Source organism: Candidatus Palauibacter sp. (assembly GCF_965222475.1).
GTDB lineage: Bacteria > Gemmatimonadota > Gemmatimonadetes > Palauibacterales > Palauibacteraceae > Palauibacter.
The window spans coordinates 803,974-821,964 of record NZ_CBDCUB010000008.1 but is presented as its reverse complement, the minus strand read 5'-3'; the positions used below and the strand labels follow the sequence as shown (position 1 = coordinate 821,964).

Genomic DNA, 17,991 nt, shown 5'->3' with positions numbered 1-17,991 from the left:
TCATCGAACCGGACGTGCGGATCTCCCGCATCCGGCTCTCAGTCGGGATCATGCCTTCGCCCACGGAAGGTGTCGTGTCGTCAACGCAAGGCGCGTGAGGCCGCATTTCTCCCACAGCCATCGGTTGGAAAATCGCACGTATTTTCCTGATTTCACCTTGTGCTTCCGGCAGAACCACTGTCGCAGCCGCTGGGCCGCGTACGTATCCACAGCCGCGTAGGCCGGACCGACCTGGCCGAGTGTGAAGTAGTTTGCCCATCCGGATATCATCCGATTGAGGCGCCCTACGACCTCCTCGGCTGGCCAGCCCTCGTACCGTGGGTCCGTTTGCGCGCGGATCCCGCAGCGTATGCTCTGAACGCTCGCCTTGCTTGGCCGAGTGCCGATGTACCGGCTTCCGTCCTTCGGGCGATAGTTCCAGCCGATGCGATATCCAAGGAACTCGAGAGGCTCCTCGGGGCATCGGAGGCATCGGGTCTTCCGGGCGTTGACCGGTAGCTTCAGTCGTTCCATGAGCCGGTTGACCGCCGCCAGCATCTCCGCCGCCGGGGCCCTTCCGAGCACGCAGAAGTCATCCGCATAGTTCACGATCTCCGCACCGAAGCGCCGGGCATGACCCAGCGCCTTCCAGCCAAGGATGAACCGCCGCATGTAGATGTTGCTCAACAGCGGCGAGATCGGAGCCCCTTGCGGAGTCCCCTTTCTCTCCTTCCGCGCCCGGTTCGTGCGGCGCGTGCCGCCCTCCCCGTCCTCCTCGACCACCGGCATCTCCAGCCACGCCTTGATGAGTCCGAGCATCCGTCCGTCGCTCACGCGCCGGGCAACACTCTTCATCAATTCGGCGTGCGGTATCTCGCCGAAGTAGTTCGAGAGGTCCGCATCGACCACTTCGTTGCGGCCCCCGCGCAGCAGGCGGTGGACCCGCCTGACCGCGTCCTTGGCGCTTCGTCCCGGCCGGTATCCGTACTGCTCCGGCTCCAGGTCCGCCTCGAAGATCGGCGACAGCACCAGCATTGCCGACGTCTGCGCAACCCGGTCCCTCAGGCAGGGGATGCCCAGGGGACGGAACTTCCCCGGCTGCTTCTTCGGAATGAGCACCTGTCTCACCGGGTTCGGCTTGTAGGTGCCATCCTTCAGGTCCCGCGACAGTTCCCCGATCCAGCTCTCCACTCCGTGCGCCCCGATGTCCGCGACCGTCACACCATCGACGCCAGCCGCTCCGCCGTTGCGCCGGACCATCCCCCATGCCGCCAGCAGGAAGTCCTCCCGCCATACCTTGTCGACAAGGGCGTGAAAGCGCCGTCCGGGTTCTTCCTTCGCTTTCGCATGTAGCACGGTCTGGAGTTTCCGAACGCTCACCGACCCTGTTAGGCTCGCGCCAGTGGTCATGTCCCTGCCTCCTTTCCGTACCGCTCCCAACTCAGGGCCCCTTCCCTCGACGGGCATTACCCCGCGTCCCCGGTACTACGGGCCCATCCGCCACCCCGCCGGCCCGGCCCGCCCCTCGCGGGGTTCCGGTTGCCGCGTGGAGTTACCCCGAGTTGGTGGACACCTTTGAGCGTTGGTCACAACGAGGAGGTGTCGCATGTCGGGACGGAGATACGCGCCGGAGTACAAGGCGCGGATGGTGGATCTGGTCCGTGCGGGGCAGAGCGCGGACCAGTTGGCTCGCGAGTTCGAGCCCTCGGCGACGGCGATCCGGCGCTGGGTGGAACAGGCCGATCTGGACGAGGGGCGTCGCACCAACGGTCTGACGACGGCTGAGCGCAAGGAAGTCCGGGAACTGAAGCGCGAACTGCGCCGTGTGAAGATCGAGCGCGACATATTGGCAAAAGCCACGGCCTGGTTCGCCAAGGAGAGCGGATCGATCCCCCGAGGGGGTTCCGGTTCGTGAGCGATCACCAGGCCGCCTATCCGGTGCGCGTGATGTGCCGCCTGCTGGGACTCTCCCCGAGCGGGTACTACGCGTGGCGGACGCGGGAGCCGTCGGAGCGGGCGCGTGCGAACGCGGCGCTCACCGAGGAGATCCTTGAGATTCACGCCATGAGCGACGGAACGTACGGGGCGCCGCGGATCCACGCCGAGCTGAGGGCCCGGGGCCGCGAGGCGGGCGTGAACCGGGTCGCCCGGCTGATGCGGGCGGCCGGGGTCGAGGGCGTGAGCCGGCGCCGCAAGGGCAGTACGACGAAGCGGGCCGCGAAGTCCAGGCCCGCGCCGGATCTCGTGGACCGAGACTTCTCGGCCTCCGGACCGGACGAACTCTGGGTGGCCGACATCACGTACGTGCCCACCTGGGCGGGCTTCCTCTATCTGGCCGTCGTGCTCGACGCCTGGAGCCGCCGCATCGTGGGCTGGTCGATGGCGACGCACCTGAGGACGTCCCTGGTGCTGGACGCCTTCGACATGGCGCTGGCGCGGCGGCGCCCCGAGGAGGTGATCCACCACAGCGACCAAGGCGGCCAGTACACGTCCCACGCCTTCGGCGGCCGCTGCCGGAGGGCCGGGGTCAGGCCCTCGATGGGCTCGGTGGGCGACGCCTACGACAACGCCATGTGCGAGTCGTTCTTCGCCACGCTGGAGTGTGAACTCATCTGGCGGCGCTCGTTCCGGACGCCCGGCGAGGCCCGCCGGGAGGTGTTCCGGTTCATCGAGGGCTGGTACAATCCGCGCCGGCGGCACTCGAGCCTCGGCTACGAGTCGCCCGCCAGCTTCGAGGCGCGCGAGAAAGGGGAGGCGGCGTGACCCCCGGGCCGCGTCCCTCTCCCACGGTCCGCCACGCCTTCGGCGCGGCGACCGCTCTTCTCTCCCGCGAGGTGGCGAGAAAGGAGGAAACCACCACTTTCACCTGTCCACTGAAACGGGGTAAGCCCAGCGTGCCACGGCACCGACGGGGCTTCCCGTGTTGCCACACTCTCCATCTTCCACACGTGCCGACGCCACTACCCCGGCGGAAACCAGCCGGTTGTCCCGTCGCTCTCTTCCCGGCCGGTCGGCGGCCTTCCCCTTTCTTGCGGAGGGTCGGCTCCCGCGTTTGACGTTTCGAGGCCTGCTCAGCGTTCACTGCACGTTCCGGCCCGCGTGGTCGCTAAGCCGCCTGACGACTTAGCTCCTCCCTTGGCCGTCTCCGCCGTTTCCAGCTTCGTGCCCGAGCGGGCGGATTGCTGGGCTGGAGCGTGGCCGGATCGGTGGCGCGCATCCATTCCTCGTAGATGTCGCGGCGGGCGCGCTCCCACGCGCCAAAGGCTCCTTCGGCGAACGCCTCCGGCGACGCGCGCTCGGTGTGCCCGGTGCATGAGAGGATCCCGAGGCAGGTGAGGGTGTCGCACTCGATCTCCCCGTCCGCCTCCTGGGGCACGAACCTCATGAAAACGCGATCAGAGACGCGGCCGCAGAAGACGTATCCGGTTCGGGTCGCGCCGACGAACCCAGAGCCCACGCCCCACGCAAGGTTCCGGATCCGGTTGCCCCAGCGTTCGATACCCTTCCGGAGTTCCTGCCGGTACTCCTCGCCGCTGTGCGCGTGCACGCCCTCGCCACCGCGTTCGAAGAGGGATGAATCGCCTCTTCGGAGCGCCTCGATCTGCTTCCGGTCGTCCGCGAAGACGTGTTCGGTGTGGGCCGCATCCGGAATAACGATCTGATCGAGGCCGATGGAGGCCGCCGCTTGGGCCAGCTTCCGGCGGATCCGCTCTTCGAGGACAAGGAGGGCTCCGAGTTGGCGGTCGGGAAAAACGCAGGTCAGAAACACCTTCTCGTGCGGACTCCCGATGCGGTCGATGCGCCCGTGCCTCATCGGGTTCCACGGCAGGTCGTAGTTGATGATCCGTCCGCACTGCTGGAGGTTCATCCCCTCGGCCAGCACGTCGGTCGTAACGAGGATGTCGTATCTGTCGTCGGAACGTGACGGCGGGGCCTCCGTGGACTCGGGCGCAAACCCCTCTCTGCCAACGGCATGGAGACACGAAGGGAGAAAGATATTAGAGTAGGGCGAGGCAGAGAGTTTCACGATGGAACGAGGAGAAGGAATGAAGTTGAACGGAACGTCCCTCCCTTCGGGGGAGGGCAAGCGAAGCGCGGCAGCTTCCCCGCCGGATCCGGAGGTTTCGGCGAAGGCGACGAGGCGGCGCTTCACGGCGGCGTACAAGCTGTCGGTCGTCGAGAAGGCGGACGCCTGCGAGACGCCGGGCGAGACCGGAGAGTTGCTGCGGCGCGAGGGGCTGTACAGCTCGCACCTGTCGGCGTGGCGGAAGGCGGTGCGGGAAGGGTCGCTGCGGGCGCTTGCGAAGAAGCGCGGACCGAGGCCCTCGGGCGGGAAGCGTGAGGCGAGGAGGGTGCGGAAGCTGGAGCGGGAGGTTGCGCGGCTGCGCGAGGAGCTTCGCAAGGCGCGCATCATCATCGATGTCCAGGGAAAAGTTGCGGGGCTGCCGGGCGTGAGCCCCGGGGACGGGAAGCGCTCTTGAGCGCGGCCGGAGGCTTGGCCGGGCACGTGGGCGTACGCGCGGCGTGCGAGGCCCTCGGGGTCGCGCGCGCCACGTTCTACCGTCGCCGGAGGCCGAAGACCGGGCGGCGGCGGCCCCGGCCGGCTCCCGCCCGGGCCCTGGGCGAAGCGGAGCGCACGGAGGTCTTCCGTGTGCCGTGCTCGCCGCGCTTCGCCGACCGCGCGCCCGCGGAAGTGTACGCGACGCTGCTGGACGAGGGCGTCTATCTGTGCTCGGAGCGGACGATGTACCGTATCCTGGCCGAGAACCGGGCGGTCCGGGAGCGCCGGGCTCAGCGCGGCCACCCGAACCACCCGAAGCCGGAGATCGTGGCCCGCGCGCCCAACGAGGTGTGGTCCTGGGACATCACGCGGCTCCTCGGGCCGGAGAAGTGGCGGTACTTCCATCTCTACGTCATTCTGGACATCTTCAGCCGCTACGTCACGGGCTGGATGGTGGCGGACCGGGAGACCGCGGGCCTGGGCGGGCGGCTGATCGAGGAGGCCTGTCTCAAGCAGGGCGTCCAGCCCCGGGTGCTCACGCCGCACTCGGACAGGGGATCTCCCATGACGGCCAAGTGCACGGCGCAGCTCCTGGCCGACCTCGGCGTCACCCAGTCGCTGAGCCGTCCCCGGGTCTCGAACGACAACCCCTACTCGGAGGCGCACTTCAAGACCGTCAAGTACCACCCGGGCTTCCCGGGCCGGTTCGCCGGTATCGAGGAGGCGAAGGACTTCTGCCGCACCTTCTTCCCGTGGTACAACACCCAGCACCGGCACGGCGGCATCGGCCTGCTCACCCCCGAGCAGGTCCACCTCGGTCGCGCGCCCGAGGTCATCGAGCACAGACGGGAGGTGCTGGCCGCGGCCTATGCGGCCCGGCCCGACCGCTTCGTCGTCGGCCCGCCGAGGGCCCCGGAACTCCCGGCGGAGGTCTGGATCAACCGCGCACTCCCCGTCACGGCGGTCGATGTAGCAGGGCCCGCCGACGGGGGAAAGGAGGGATCACTAAACTGAATCGTCACGTGTCTCAAAGTCGTTGGCAGGTTCCGAACCCGAACACCGCGTCGCTGCGGGTGATCCCCTCGAACGAGTCGGTCCCCCGGACGACGGCGATGCGGCCGCGGTAGCTGGCGAACCGCCGGTCCGCGCCCACCACCTCTCGCAAGCGTTCGGCGATCCACTCGACCATTGTCGCCGAAGTAGGAGAACACGAGCACCTTGCGCCGGTTGCGGATGTCGCGTTTCGAGATGCCCTCCCGCTTGGCCTCCGCCGCGATGCGCGCGAGTTCCCGGACGAGGAGCCTGAGCTTGGCATCGTTCTCTGCCCTTATCGCGGACGCCCAAACCCGGAGGCGTTCGAGGAGCGCCCGATCCGCTCTTCACGTCTTCCAGGAGCCTTGCGGTGTCGAGGTCATCCTCGACCGGCTCGCCCTCGCGGAGAAGCTCCTCCCACGCCTCGTCGGAATCGGTCGCGCGGAGCGCAGCCAGCGAATCGGAGGACGGGATCACGCCGGCTTCGACCGCCCGCACAAAATAGTCGTGCGCAGCGACCATCCTGTGCAGGGTCTGGACGAACGCCCGCGCCGACGACTCGAAGCGCTTGAGCAGCCCCGAGCGGATGAGCCCCACCAGCGCGGTCTCCCGGGCATCGGGCGCGCCCGCCCGGCGGTATCGGGTCGGCCGGAATAGCGGCTATTCGGTTCCAACCTTGGGGTAGACGAACGTGCCTTGCTCATTCCTATTCCTACGTGCCGCCAAGATTGTCTCGCGGAAACCCTGGTCGTCCTTCACTCTCTCCATCCCGTCCACGCCCGCTACCGAAAAGTACATTGGACGAGGCGCCTGGAGCGCGATCTTGTTCTTGTCTGTCCGTCCCATGCGAATACACACGAATCCATCGACCACGTCTTCGAACACAAACACAATCGAAGTACCGATCCGCGGGCGCTCGCCTCCCACGGCCGGCGTCAGCCTGTTCAGGACTTCAAGCCGGAACAACGGTGTCGCGCCCCGACCGGCACTGAAGTTGGTCTTGATTGGCGCGAAGTAAACACGCGAGACGAACTCCTGTAGCGAATAGAAATCCCGCTCGGCCTCTCGGTACACCCTCCGGTCGTCGACCGTGAGCAACTGGTGCGCGATGACATCTCGCCGCCCAACGAGGTTACGCCAGGAAATCTGCTCATCCGACTCCCCGGGGATCTCAAACAGTAGGGTCTCCAGACTCGATTCGTTGCGCTTCAGCTCATTGTCGACTTGCTTGATCGCTTCGCAGGTGTCTTCAACGTATTTCTTGAGAGCCGTCATCAGGTCCGCGTCCCGTCTTCCTTCGTCCTGCCTCATCCGATCCATGACGCTCACTGCCCGCCCACAGTCGCGCGCCGCACTCGCCATGAATTCTTCCGCATGGAGACAGGCCTCGGATACCTCCTGCTCCGATCCGATTGTCCAAATGATCTGAGCCTGTGCCACAAGCTCTTCAAGCGGGACGAGGGACGCCCCATGATTCACTAATCTGGAAACGAATCGCTTAGTACTCCGTGTGTCCGTGCGGCTCATAGGACTATTCTCGATTTTGCCACCCGAGCCCCAGATCGAGTTCGGCTGGAAGTTCTCGGCCTAGGTTGGCACCGAGTCCTTCCGGTGGCCGTGCCATGCTTGCGGCCCATCCCTCCTTCGGGTCCTTGTCTTGCGGTTGCGCGAGAAAGCTTAAAGGGATTCCAGGGGCGTGTAAAGCCTCCCGGAAGGCCATCCAGCGCGCCTCGAAGCACGGCCCGAAACGGCGGGCGAGGGCCTACCTCTCGGTCGCCAGATACGCGGCCCAGTCGTCCATGAGCCGGCGGCGGCGCTCGAACAGGTCCGAGCGCATGTAGGCGGCCTCGACCGCGTTCCGCACCACATAGGCCAGTGCCGCTTCGACGACTTCGCGAGGGTGGTCCGTCTCTTCGGCCGCCCAGTCCCTGAACGACGACCGGAAGCCTTGCGGCACCGCCTCGATCCCGTGCTTCCTGAGCAGCCGGCCCATCTGCTCGCCGCCCATCTGGCCGCCGCGCTTGCCAACGAACACGAATCGGACTCCCGCCGCCGCCCAGCTTGCGGGCCGCGTCGAGAATCTCCAGCGCCCGGCCGCACAGCGGCACCCGGTGCGGGCGCGGGCTTTTCAAGCGGCTAGCGGGCACCGTCCAGACGCGCTCCGCCCGGTCAATCTCGCTCCACACCACCCCGCGGACCTCGACGCCCCGCGCCGCCGTCAGCACCATGAACTCGAAGGCGAGCGCCTCCACCTTGCCCGCCTTCGCCGCCCGCACCTTCTGGATGGCCGCCCCGACCTCGCGGTGGGGCAGGGCCTTCCGGTGCCGGACCAAATGGTTCTGGGAGCCAAGCACCGGCAGGAGCCGGTCGCACGGGTTGTCCGTTCTCCAGTCCATGGCGATGGCCCATTCCAGCACGGCGCGGATGCGGTGACGAACGATCCGGGCCGTCGGCGCCTTCGTGTGCCAGTGGGCGGAGGATCTCCAGAACATCGGCGCTCGTCACCTCCGAGACCGGCACCCTTCCGATCCTCGGGAAGACGTGGATCTCGAAGCTGCGATGCCAGTTCCTCGGCACCGCCGGATGGCGCCACCCGGCGCGGTTCTGCTCGATGACGCGCTTGGCGGCTTCGGCGAAGGGGGGGATGCCCGCCGAGCGCCGCTTCTCGGCCAGCGGATCGCCGCCCGCGCGGGCGAGCTTGCGGTTGGCCAAGGCCTGCTCCCGCGCCTCGGCGAGCGAGACCAGCGCGACGCTGCCGAGCCCGAGCTCGCGCTTGCGGCAGCAATGAGCGCCGCCAGCAGCTCACTTCCAACCGCCTCCAACAACCTGGGTCGCCATGCGGTAGCCGACCCCGTGCTCGGTGAAGATGCAGGCCGGCGCGGCCGCGTCGTCGCCGAGCTTAGCGCGGAGCTTCTTCACGGCGGCGCGCACGCCCGTGATGCGGGGTCGACATGACTGGTCACTCCTCGCCGTAGAACCGGGCGACCGCGCCGTCCCCGGCCAGTTCGGCGCGGGCATAATAGGACGGCATCTGGGGCGAGGCCCAGCGTCCGGCGACTTGGACGGCGGCGACGCCCGCACCCGAGGCCACCAGGTCACGCGCCATCCCGATGCGCGGCGAGTGCCCCGAGAAGCGGCCGACCAACCCAGCAGCCCTGGCCGCCTTGCCGATCCGCTTCGACACGGCCTTGCCGGTACGCAGGCCGAAGACGGGGGCGCCGGGGGAAGCGTCCGGGCCGTGGATCGCCCGAAGCTCCGTCGCGGCGTCCCTGCCCACGTACAGGGTGGCCCCGTTGCCGTCCTGGTCACTCTTTGAGCGGCGCACCGTGACCCTGGCGGACCCGTCGCTCCAGAACTCCACGTCGGCCCAGGTGAGCGCGGCGGCCTCGCCACGCCGGAGCATGGACGGAGACACCTCCGCGGTGGCCTCCTGGCCCAACGGCAGCTCCAGATCCGGAATCCGGCCGGGGGCGGCCGGCCCGCTGTTCAGTACCGTCAGCTCGAAGGGCTGCGACGCCTCGGGGCCGTCGGGGTCCGAGGCGGTCACGGTGATCGCTGCCGCACCTCGGCGCACCGCGACGACCGTCACGGTGTCGCCCGCGGCGGAGACCGTCGCGACCCCCGGATCCGACGAGCGCGCGTCGTACAGGAGCCGGTCTCCATCGGGATCGGCGAAGTACGACGAGACCGTCAGCGCGACCGTATCCCCGACCATCGCCGACTGGCCCTGAATCGCGCCCACGGCCGTCGGTGGACGGTTCGGGTCGAGGGGCGCGGGCGGCGGCGGGCCCGTACTCGCATCCGAGCAGGCAACCCACCACGCGCCGAGGGAAACCAGGAGCGCCCCGCACAGAAGTCGCCTCAACGGATTCCCTTCCAACCCTCTACCGTCATGGCTGCTGTCTCCGCTTCCCATGGGTCCGTTCCCGATCTGGACCCGATCTCCGGGTGAGCCTCAATGTGATATCAGGCGGGGGCTGCTTCAAGAAGGAGATTGCAAGGAGAAAAAGAAAGGGCCCCGCGACTCGCGGGGCCCTCTCTCTGCTGCTCGGGAAACGGTGGCCGGAATGGCCAACCTGCGATCAGCCGCCTCCGTTTCCGTTCCCGCCGTTCCCTCCGTCGTTGTCCTCGACCGTGACCTCGAGCATGCCGACCGTGACGCTGACGTTTGTGGCATCGGCCAGCGCCACGACCTGATTCGCGAGACCGATCTCGAGCATCTCGTTGTCCTCGTCCGCATCCTCGGGCGCGGTAACCGTCACGGTCACCGTTCCCTCCGTCTGGTTGCGGTCGATGGTCAACGCTCCGGAGGCTGTGAAGGCATAGCCGGCGGTGACGAGAACGTCGTCTTCGTCTACCAGCTTCCAGCTATCCGCCGGGATCTCGAAGATTCCGGGCATCGCGCCCGCGGCCGTGGCCGTGACCGTCATCGTCACCCCGTCGGCGCCCTCACTCACGTCGTCGATGGAGAGCGTGACGTCCGGATCGGCGTCATCGATCCTGATCATCCTGGGCTCGATCCGCCCTACCTCATCGGTCGGATTCGCGCCGATCTGGATGAACTCGGCCTCTTCGTCCTCCAGGTCGTCGTTGGCGATGAGCCACACGTCGGCCTCCGTCGCTCCCGCGGGAAGGAAGCCGTACACCAGCGGCGTCGTTGTGGTGACTACCGCCTCGGTGCCCAGGTACGGATCCGGAGAGCTTTCATAGATACCCCAGGTCGGATTACTGAAGGCGAAGTCGCCCGTCGCCGACGACCCGGTCAGGTCGATCGGATCGGTGTTGGCCATTCCACCCTCCGGCGCCGTGATCCTGATCGTCACCCACCTCGCAACCGCGGCCCCGTCGTCGAAGGGCGACTTCTCGGTCACCCCGTTGAAGCGAGGGGTACCGGAGCGGCCTTTGATCACCACACTCATCGTGTAGTCGTCATCGACCGCCAGCACCGGGACCGTGTGCGTCTTGCCGGCCCAGTTGTCGTCGGCCGACGCGGCGGTCGCCGTAATCACGGCCTTGTCGGAAGTCACATTCCGGTCGTGGTTCGCCGTCACGGTCACCGGCTCCGATATCATCTGACCGATAGTGACGGAGGCCGAAGCGGGACTGAACGTCACGGACGGCGGCCCGCTGAGGTTGAACGTCACCTCTTCTGTCGAGGCCGAATTCAGCGTGAACAGGAACTGGGAACCGGCGGGGCCCTCGGTCACCCGCAACGGCGCGGCAGCCGTGATGGATGCACCCTCGCCTGGATCATTCCAGACGACCGCGCCGATCTTGTACGTCGGGCCCGGATCCGGCCAGCCGACCGTGAACGATCCGACCTCGTACGTCCCGGAGTTCCCGGGACCATCGCCGTCCTCGTCCGTGGCGACATCCTCCGTGACGAGGAAGAAGCAGAGGTTCTCGGGCACGGCGACGCCGGCGGCCGGAGCACTCAGGGTGAACGTCTGGTCGAACGTGATCGTCGTCGAACCGTTGTTCGACAGATCCCGCTTGTTCCCCGACACGCGGGTCGCGGCGAGATTGAGATCGTCGTCATCCGCCGTCGGGCAACTGCCACCCGCCTTGGACCGGATGCTGAGTTCCGCCCTCTCGATGCCGTTGGCGTCGGAGATCGTGCCACCCACGCTTACGGTGACCCTCGTGGCCTGCGTGTTGCCGATGTCCGGCTGCGACTTGCTGACCGTGAACTCCGGCGCCTTGCCATCCCGGGTGAAGCTGTAGGTGATCTCCACGCCGTTCCCGGGTTCGACATTATCCCACACCTGAGCGTCTACGCTGTACGTACCATCCCTCGTCAGATAGCTGCCAATGGTGATTCCGAATGGCGATGGCGGTAGCTCGCGGAGCGCCCCTGTCCGGCCCGGGATGAACCAGTTGGTCCCCCAGAGTCCGGCACCGTTTTCGCCCGTCGCAAGGTCGGGATCTTCGGCCTCGAACGACAGCGTCGCGGTAGGCTTGAGGATCATTCCCCCCCCGGAGGGCGTCACGTCGGACACGCTCGGCCTGGTCTTGTCGACGCCGAAGTACCCTCGCGTGCCGATGGGTGTGCCCGGAAGCGTGGCTTCGTTCCCGAACCCGTCGTACACGGCCGTCACCTCCGCCACGTAGCAGTTCAGTCCGCCGGCATCGGTGAAGTCGTTGACATAGTCGTCCTCGGGCAGATCGTCGAAGCCGCTGACCGCCTCCAGTCCCGCCGCCGGCACGAAGGCCGTGCTCTTGAGGCTGTCGCTGTTGGCCACGATGCCGCAGTCGCCCGCCGCGAAGGTGGCCGCTGAGCCACCGGCGCCGCCGTCCGTCAGACCGCGCACCGAGAAGCTGCCGCTGTTATAGAAGGTGTTGCCCGCGACGGGCACCGGCCCGGAGCGTGTGCTCCGCAGGATTTCCACCGGCTCGGCCTCGTCCGGATCGTGCGTCCAGCTGGGCGCCTTGAAGTCGAAGTAGAGCGGGCCGATCATCGCCTCTTCCTCGCCCCTGAACTTCGACGTCACCAGCAGCCCGCCATCGTCCTTGATGTCGCCGCTGTTGATGACCCAGTGCTCGTCCAGCTCGCGCCTGTTCTCCACGCCACGGTTCCGGGCCGGGTTAACGTTCCACGTGAACGCGCCCATCTCCTTGGTGATGGCCAGGGTCGGCGGCGCCGTCTCGTCCTCACCCACCTCGAGTTCGGTCGCGCCCGGGCCGTAGAGCTTCGTCTCCAGCGCGAGCTCGCCGACCGTCGTGCCATCGTACGACACCGGGCAGGCGTGGAACGCGTTCTGGTTGCCGTCGTCGTCCCCGGCGACCGGACCGCCGTGGTAGGTGACGCCACTCACGACCGCCGACGAGCTGCCGGCGCTGTGGACGACCATCACGAACCCGGAGTTGTTGAGCGTGACCGGCTGCGTGACGATCGCCTCGCGGCTCTCGCCATCGGCGGTCGTGACACGCGCGCCCAGTGTGTGATCGCCGTTGGCGTACAACGGCTGCAGCTGCGCGCCGGCGCACTCGCCCATCACGTCGGCCGTCTTGAACAGGCACTCGACCTCGAGCTGACCGCCGGCTGCCGCGATAAACCCGGCCTGGTCGCTGGAGGTCCCGCGGCAGTGGATGACCCGCTCGCCCAGCGTCAGCGCGATGCCGGCGATCGTCTCGTCGTTCGGCTGCACGTCGAGCAGCACGCTGACGTCGCCGGACACGTCCGTCGGATCCACCGCCGTGTTCCGGTCGGTGACGTCCCGCAGACCGAAGATCGCAACCGTCGCCGGCTTCCCGGAGGGATCGGAGACGGAGACGTTGAAGCCCTGCGAAGCCGACGCGGACTCATCGCTCGCCGTGACCGTGACCACGGCGCCGCCGACGGCAACGCCCGTGATCGTCGCGGTCGAACCTTCCATCGTGACGGTCGCGACCTCGGGGCTGGAACTCGAACCGCTGTAGCCGAGTTCATCCCCATCGGCGTCGCTGAAGTAGCCCGCCACGTCGACCGTGGCCGTGCCGCCGAGGTTGATGCTGTGGGCCGGAATCGTGCCCACGGCCGTGGGCGCGTTGTTCGAGGGCGCCGCCTCGACGGCCACGCTGAAGCCCTGCACGGCCGAGGCCTCGGCGTCGCTCGCCGTCACGGTGATCACCGCACTGCCGGCGGCCACGCCGCTGATCGTCACCGTCGACCCCTCGTTGGAGGCCGTGGCCACGTCCGCGTTCGAACTCGCGACCGTGTAGCTGAGTTCGTCGCCGTCCGCATCGTTGAAGTACCCCACCGCGTTGACGGTGACCGTTCCGCCCACACCCACGGAGTGGTTCGGAATCGTACCCACGGCGGCGGGAGCGTTGTTCGAGGGCGCCGCCTCGACGGCCACGCTGAAGCCCTGCACCGCCGAGGCCTCGGCGTCGCTCGCCGTCACGGTGATGACCGCACTGCCGGCGGCCACGCCGCTGATCGTCACCGTCGACCCCTCGTTGGAGGCCGTGGCCACGTCCGCGTTCGAACTCGCGACCGTGTAGCTGAGTTCGTCGCCGTCCGCATCGTTGAAGTAGCCCGACGCGTTGACGGTGACCGTTCCGCCCACACCCACGGAGTGGTTCGGAATCGTACCCACGGCGCTGGGCGCGGTGTTCTCCGGCGGCGCCTCGACGGTCACGCTGAAGCCCTGCGCAACCGTGGCTTCGCCGTCGCTCGCCGTCACCGTGATCACGGCACTGCCACCGCCCACACCCTCGATCGTGACGGTCCCGCCGTCGTTCGAGGCCGTGGCCACGTCGGCGTTCGAACTCGAAGCCATGTAGGTGAGTTCGTCGCCGTCCGCGTCGCTGAAGTACCCCGTCACGTCGACGTTGAGCGTCCCGCCGGCGGCCACGGAGTGGTCGGGAATCGTGCCCTGCGCGACCGGCGGAGTGTTCGAGCTGTCGCCGTCGCCGACCGTCACGCTGATGGTCTGCGAGGCGCTCGCGCCGTCCGGATCGCTCGCCGTGACCGTCACGACGGCCATCCCATCGGCAACGCCGCTGATCGTCGCGAGGGCGCCCGCCACCGAAACGGTCGCGGCATCTTCGTTCGACGAGGAGGCGGCGTAGCCGAGCGCGTCGCCGTCGGCATCGCTGAAGTAGGGAGCCAGGTTGACCTGGACCGCCCCGCCGACATCGACGCTGTACGCGGGAATCGTGTTCACCGCGGTGGGCGGCCGGTTCGCGGCCACGCCGTCGCCGACCGTCACGCTGACGTTCTGCGCGGCGGCCGCGCCGTCCGGATCGCGTGCCGTGATCGTCACGACCGCGGTCCCGTCGGCCACGCCGGTGACCGTCGCCGACGAACCGTCCATGCTGACGGTCGCCGCGGCGGCGTTCGAGGACCCGGCGGAGAAGGTGAGCGCGTCGCCATCCGCGTCGCTGAAGTAACCGGCGGCGTCGAACGAAGCGGTTGCGCCCGCATCGACGGCGATGGCCGGAATCGAGCCGACGGCCACTGGCGCCCGGTTGGGCGGCGGGATTGGCGGTGGCGGCACTGGAATTTCGGGGGGTGGCGGTGGCGGCGGCGGCGGCGGAACGACCACCTCGACGGTGTCTCCGCAGGCGCCGATGGCCAGGATTGCCCCGACCGTCAACAGGCGTCTCGTAACCTTCTTCATTCAACTCCTCCTCGGGATGAAGTCCTTCGGGTGGTGATGCAATAGTCCCGGTTTGCGCCGGAAGGTAGTGTTGCATCCCACCCAAAACAAGGGGGAGCCACGCCCCGTAAACCGGGGGCGCGGAGAGGTTCCCGCGAGGACCCTTGCGCGGACGGAGGAAGAGGGGGGTAGGAACCGGGTAGGAGGGGGGCTCACGCCCCCGCGTTCAGTGCGGGATCAGGTCCGGTCGTGACCGGTGACGCGCCGGATGTCGTCGCCGAAGTCCGAAGTGGAGTATCCGGCCAGCCTCCGCCTGGACGGGACGATGTAGGCGCGAACGCACGTTCCGCCACGGCGGGGCGGAGTCGGCCGGACCGTGCTCGCCACGCTCCTCGCCGAGGCCTCCCAGCCCTTGCGCAGACGCGACTACCAGGCGCTCCGGTGCCTGTCCGGAGTGGCTCCCGTCACGCGGCGCTCCGGCAAGTCGGCCATCGTCGTGCGCCGCCTCGCCGCTCACCCCCGCCTGCGCGACGCACTGTACCACTGGGCCCGAGTCGCCGTCCAGCACGACCCCGTGAGCAAGGCCAGGTACGCGGCCCTTCGCGCGCGCGGCCACGGCCGCGCCCTCCGCTTCCGTCTACTTCCGTCTACAAACGGTGGGGAGTCCCCCCCGTGTGGCCCCGGACGCCACCGTCATGCGCGCCAGCCGGCTGCCCGCGCTCAAGACGCTGGCCGACTTCGACTTCAGCTTCCAGCCCTCGATCAGGGAGAACGTCGTCTTCCTCGGCCTTCGACCTGCTACCGGTATCTTACAACTTTCCACTCCATCTCCGCGTCTCCGGCGGTAACTCTCAGTTGCAGGCTCCCCGCGGGCTGGTTCGCGTGCTCGATCCTGAAATAGAACTGGCCGCCCAGCGCGGCGGTGCCTCCTCCCGTTTGTCCCCGCCCGAGCGTGAACGTCCTCCGGGGTGGGAAGGCCGCCCACGCATTCCTCACGAAGGGGATGTCGTAGTTGGCCAACCGCACGCGGTCGTCGATGGCGTACGAGACCATCCAGTCGAGTCGGGAATCCACCGGATCCCAGCCTGGAATCTCCGCACGCATTCGATCCACGAGACCGCGGCCTGTCTCGGTGCGCCGCCAACTGCCGAAGTGCGTGTAGTAGTGGCCCCAGTAGCCTTCGGCGAAACCCGCCACGACGTCATGAGCGGCGGACTCATAGGCCATGCCCCGGCCGAAGATCAGCTGGTTCACCAGGAACCTCAGATAATCGGCACTCTCGTGGTATCCCCAGAGGAAATCCCCGGTGTCGGGAACGTTGAGGTCCAGCCCCAGCCAGTATCTGTTCGGGGCCAGGTTCGCGTCCAGCGGCGTACCCGAGGCCGCCCGCTTCACCTCGTCGGCGACGAAATGGGCGATTCCTTCCGAGCTCCATACGCCGACGAAGCCGGGAAGGTTGGCGAATTGCCAGGCATGAGCCAGCTCGTGGGCCACCAACTCGTGGAAGAAGGCCTGGAGGCTCCAGCTGTAGTCCGCAATATGAATGAGCGTGGTGCGCCGGTCGTCATTCATGACGTTGTGTGACGTGCGGCCCCCCGGGGTGTTGTTGTTTCCGCGGCTGTACATGATGACGAGCTGGTTGTTGATGGTATTGCTGGCCGGGGGACGACTCGACGGACCGTAAATCGTGCGATAGACATTCTGAATCCGGTCCGACGCGAGCCGTTCCATTACCTCATTCATCTCTCGGGCCTTCCTCGGGGCCCATATGATTTCCCTGTCCGGTTCAAAGATCGCGAGTACGAGGTTTGGCGGATACACTCCGACGACCTCGAAAGTGCCTGAACGACCGTCGATGGCACTCCGTTCGATCCGATCGCCAACCTTCCACGGCGTGGTGGCGTCATCGATTCCATGGTCGGTGGCCGCGGCGAAATCGGCTGATTGCATCCTGGGCAGCGCAAAGAACGGCTCGTCCGGTTCAACGTCCGGCTCGGCCACGCGGTCGCGCGCGGGTTCGGACGTGCGATCGATGACTTCGATCTCGTAGGGTCCGCCGCCGCCGTAGCGCCACTCAAGTGGACGCAGGCGGGTGTCGTCGATCGTGCTCCGCTCCATCCCGGCCAGGACGTACTGGGCGGTCGGGGGCGCCACGAGACGCAGGCACGCCTCCCGGCCGCTGAGACGGTAGGACTCGCCCACTTCCAGAGCCGCGACCGGCCCGGCCAGGCGGTTCACGGCCGGGTTGGCTCGCACGTCGATTCCCTGGACGACCACGGTGCCCGCCGACAGGGGGTTGCCGGCGCACCGCCCTTCGTTGAGCGGCGGGAGCCGGAAGACCATCTCGACGCTGTCTCCTTCGGCCTGAAGCGCGCCTGCGCCCGATACGTGGAAGGCCGGCAAGGGGATGCGGTCCACCGCGTATCCCCTCGCCGTCACGGCGTCGCTCCGCGGCCAGTCGTCCTGCCTGAGTTCCAGCACGAACGGATCGGGAGGCTCCACCGCAACTGTGGTCGCGATGGAGCCCCCGCCAGCCAGATCGACCCGCGCTCGCACCCAGCCGGGTCCGAGAACCCGCACCAGGAGACCCGGCGGGCTGTCGCGGCGCTCGACCGCGGCCACAGGCAGTTCGGGCAGCCAGCGCGTCTCTTCCGTCTCGAGAGTCCACTGCAGACCGCCCGCAGCGACGGGCAGCACAAGGGTCGTGTCCAGCACGGTTACCGATATGCCGGTCTCGATCTCAACGGTCGCCGTCACGCTGAAGCCGGCTGCACCGGAAGTGGCGGTGATGAGCGCGCTGCCCGGCGCCACGGCCGTGACGACGCCGGCCGAATCCACCGCGACGACATGAGGCGCGCTGCTCTCCCAGATCACCGCGGGGTCCGGCACCGGGTGGCCGTTCGCGTCCGTCGCGGACACCACCGCCACAGCCGTGTCGCCAAGGCTCGAGAATGTGATCGAGGAAGGCTCTATCGTGAGCTCGGCCGCCTCCTGGCGCACCGTCACCCCGGCCGTGCCGCTCACCTCCCCAACCGTGGCGCGGACCGTCCCGGAACCGTTCCCCGTCGACGTCGCTACGCCTCCCGCATCGACGGTGACCACGGTGGGGGCCTCGCTCTCCCACGTGACCGTAGCATTGAAGCCCTGCCCGTATTGGTCCGTCACGCTGGCCGTCAGGTGGACCGTGTCTCCGAGCGAGGTGAAGGAAACGCTGGCCGGCGCAACCGCGACCGCGGCCGCCATTGGCGGAGGCGGCGGAGGCGGCGGAGGCGGTGGAGGCGGGACCGGAACGGGTCCGGTTCCGCCATCCCCCCCACAGGCGGACGCCAGGGCGAGGAGAGAGGCAAGGACGACGCCTCCGGCGAGCGTCCGACCGGTTTGGTCCGCGTCTTGCGT

General features: G+C 67.9%; 11 protein-coding genes and 1 pseudogene. 3 read left to right on the top strand and 9 right to left on the bottom strand.

Annotation, left to right across the window (positions count from 1 at the left end; translation table 11 throughout):
* Positions 1-48 precede the first annotated feature (48 nt).
* On the bottom strand, positions 49-1,335 hold the full coding sequence (gene ltrA, locus ACOQPP_RS18945) for a group II intron reverse transcriptase/maturase (RefSeq protein WP_420637178.1): 1,287 nt from the start codon (positions 1,333-1,335) through the stop codon (positions 49-51).
* A 250-nt stretch (positions 1,336-1,585) separates the two neighbouring features.
* Between ltrA and ACOQPP_RS18940 the strand changes: the two genes are divergently transcribed.
* A protein-coding gene (locus ACOQPP_RS18940; protein ID WP_420637177.1) for an IS3 family transposase occupies positions 1,586-2,742 on the top strand; the annotation gives its coding sequence in 2 pieces (ribosomal slippage) (positions 1,586-1,835 and positions 1,835-2,742; 1,158 coding nt in all).
* A gap of 343 nt (positions 2,743-3,085) precedes the next feature.
* Here the strand turns inward: ACOQPP_RS18940 and ACOQPP_RS18935 are convergent.
* Positions 3,086-4,006: a helicase-related protein gene (locus ACOQPP_RS18935; protein WP_420637176.1), complete on the bottom strand. Its 921-nt coding sequence runs from the start codon at positions 4,004-4,006 to the stop codon at positions 3,086-3,088.
* 1 nt (position 4,007) lies between these two features.
* On the opposite strand from ACOQPP_RS18935, the gene ACOQPP_RS18930 reads away from it, so the two are divergent.
* A protein-coding gene (locus tag ACOQPP_RS18930) for an IS3 family transposase (RefSeq protein WP_420637175.1) occupies positions 4,008-5,494 on the top strand; the annotation gives its coding sequence in 2 pieces (ribosomal slippage) (positions 4,008-4,407 and positions 4,407-5,494; 1,488 coding nt in all).
* Positions 5,495-5,507: 13 nt separating this feature from the next.
* Here ACOQPP_RS18930 and ACOQPP_RS18925 read toward each other — a convergent pair.
* The 6 genes from ACOQPP_RS18925 to ACOQPP_RS18900 all read right to left on the bottom strand — a co-directional run bounded on the left by ACOQPP_RS18925 (position 5,508) and on the right by ACOQPP_RS18900 (position 14,616).
* On the bottom strand, positions 5,508-5,669 hold the full coding sequence (locus ACOQPP_RS18925) for a hypothetical protein (protein WP_420637174.1): 162 nt from the start codon (positions 5,667-5,669) through the stop codon (positions 5,508-5,510).
* A 503-nt stretch (positions 5,670-6,172) separates the two neighbouring features.
* Positions 6,173-6,874, bottom strand: coding sequence for a HepT-like ribonuclease domain-containing protein (locus tag ACOQPP_RS18920; protein WP_420637173.1), 702 nt, complete (start codon positions 6,872-6,874; stop codon positions 6,173-6,175).
* A gap of 400 nt (positions 6,875-7,274) precedes the next feature.
* Positions 7,275-7,547, bottom strand: a complete 273-nt coding sequence (locus ACOQPP_RS18915; protein ID WP_420637172.1) for a hypothetical protein — start codon at positions 7,545-7,547, stop codon at positions 7,275-7,277.
* A 134-nt stretch (positions 7,548-7,681) separates the two neighbouring features.
* Positions 7,682-8,257, bottom strand: coding sequence for a phage integrase central domain-containing protein (locus ACOQPP_RS18910; protein WP_420637393.1), 576 nt, complete (start codon positions 8,255-8,257; stop codon positions 7,682-7,684).
* Positions 8,258-8,471: 214 nt separating this feature from the next.
* A complete protein-coding gene (locus tag ACOQPP_RS18905) occupies positions 8,472-9,377 on the bottom strand; it encodes a tyrosine-type recombinase/integrase (RefSeq protein WP_420637171.1) in 906 nt (301 codons plus the stop codon).
* A 217-nt stretch (positions 9,378-9,594) separates the two neighbouring features.
* Complete coding sequence (locus ACOQPP_RS18900; protein WP_420637170.1) at positions 9,595-14,616, bottom strand: Ig-like domain-containing protein; 5,022 nt, start codon at positions 14,614-14,616, stop codon at positions 9,595-9,597.
* Between the two features lie 352 nt (positions 14,617-14,968).
* On the opposite strand from ACOQPP_RS18900, the pseudogene ACOQPP_RS18895 reads away from it, so the two are divergent.
* A pseudogene (locus tag ACOQPP_RS18895) lies at positions 14,969-15,496 on the top strand (transposase); the annotation flags it as partial.
* Here the strand turns inward: ACOQPP_RS18895 and ACOQPP_RS18890 are convergent.
* Positions 15,394-17,838, bottom strand: coding sequence for an Ig-like domain-containing protein (locus tag ACOQPP_RS18890; protein ID WP_420637169.1), 2,445 nt, complete (start codon positions 17,836-17,838; stop codon positions 15,394-15,396). The pseudogene ACOQPP_RS18895 and the gene ACOQPP_RS18890 overlap by 103 nt on opposite strands.
* Between the last annotated feature and the right edge of the window lie 153 nt (positions 17,839-17,991).

Bases quoted from the DNA above. Each gene is read 5' to 3' on its own strand.
- ACOQPP_RS18925 (WP_420637174.1), bottom strand. From the start codon at position 5,669: ATGGTCGAGTGGATCGCCGAACGCTTGCGAGAGGTGGTGGGCGCGGAC.
- ACOQPP_RS18900 (WP_420637170.1), bottom strand. From the start codon at position 14,616: ATGAAGAAGGTTACGAGACGCCTGTTGACGGTCGGGGCAATCCTGGCC.
- ACOQPP_RS18920 (WP_420637173.1), bottom strand. From the start codon at position 6,874: ATGGCGAGTGCGGCGCGCGACTGTGGGCGGGCAGTGAGCGTCATGGAT.
- ACOQPP_RS18890 (WP_420637169.1), bottom strand. From the start codon at position 17,838: ATGGCGGCCGCGGTCGCGGTTGCGCCGGCCAGCGTTTCCTTCACCTCG.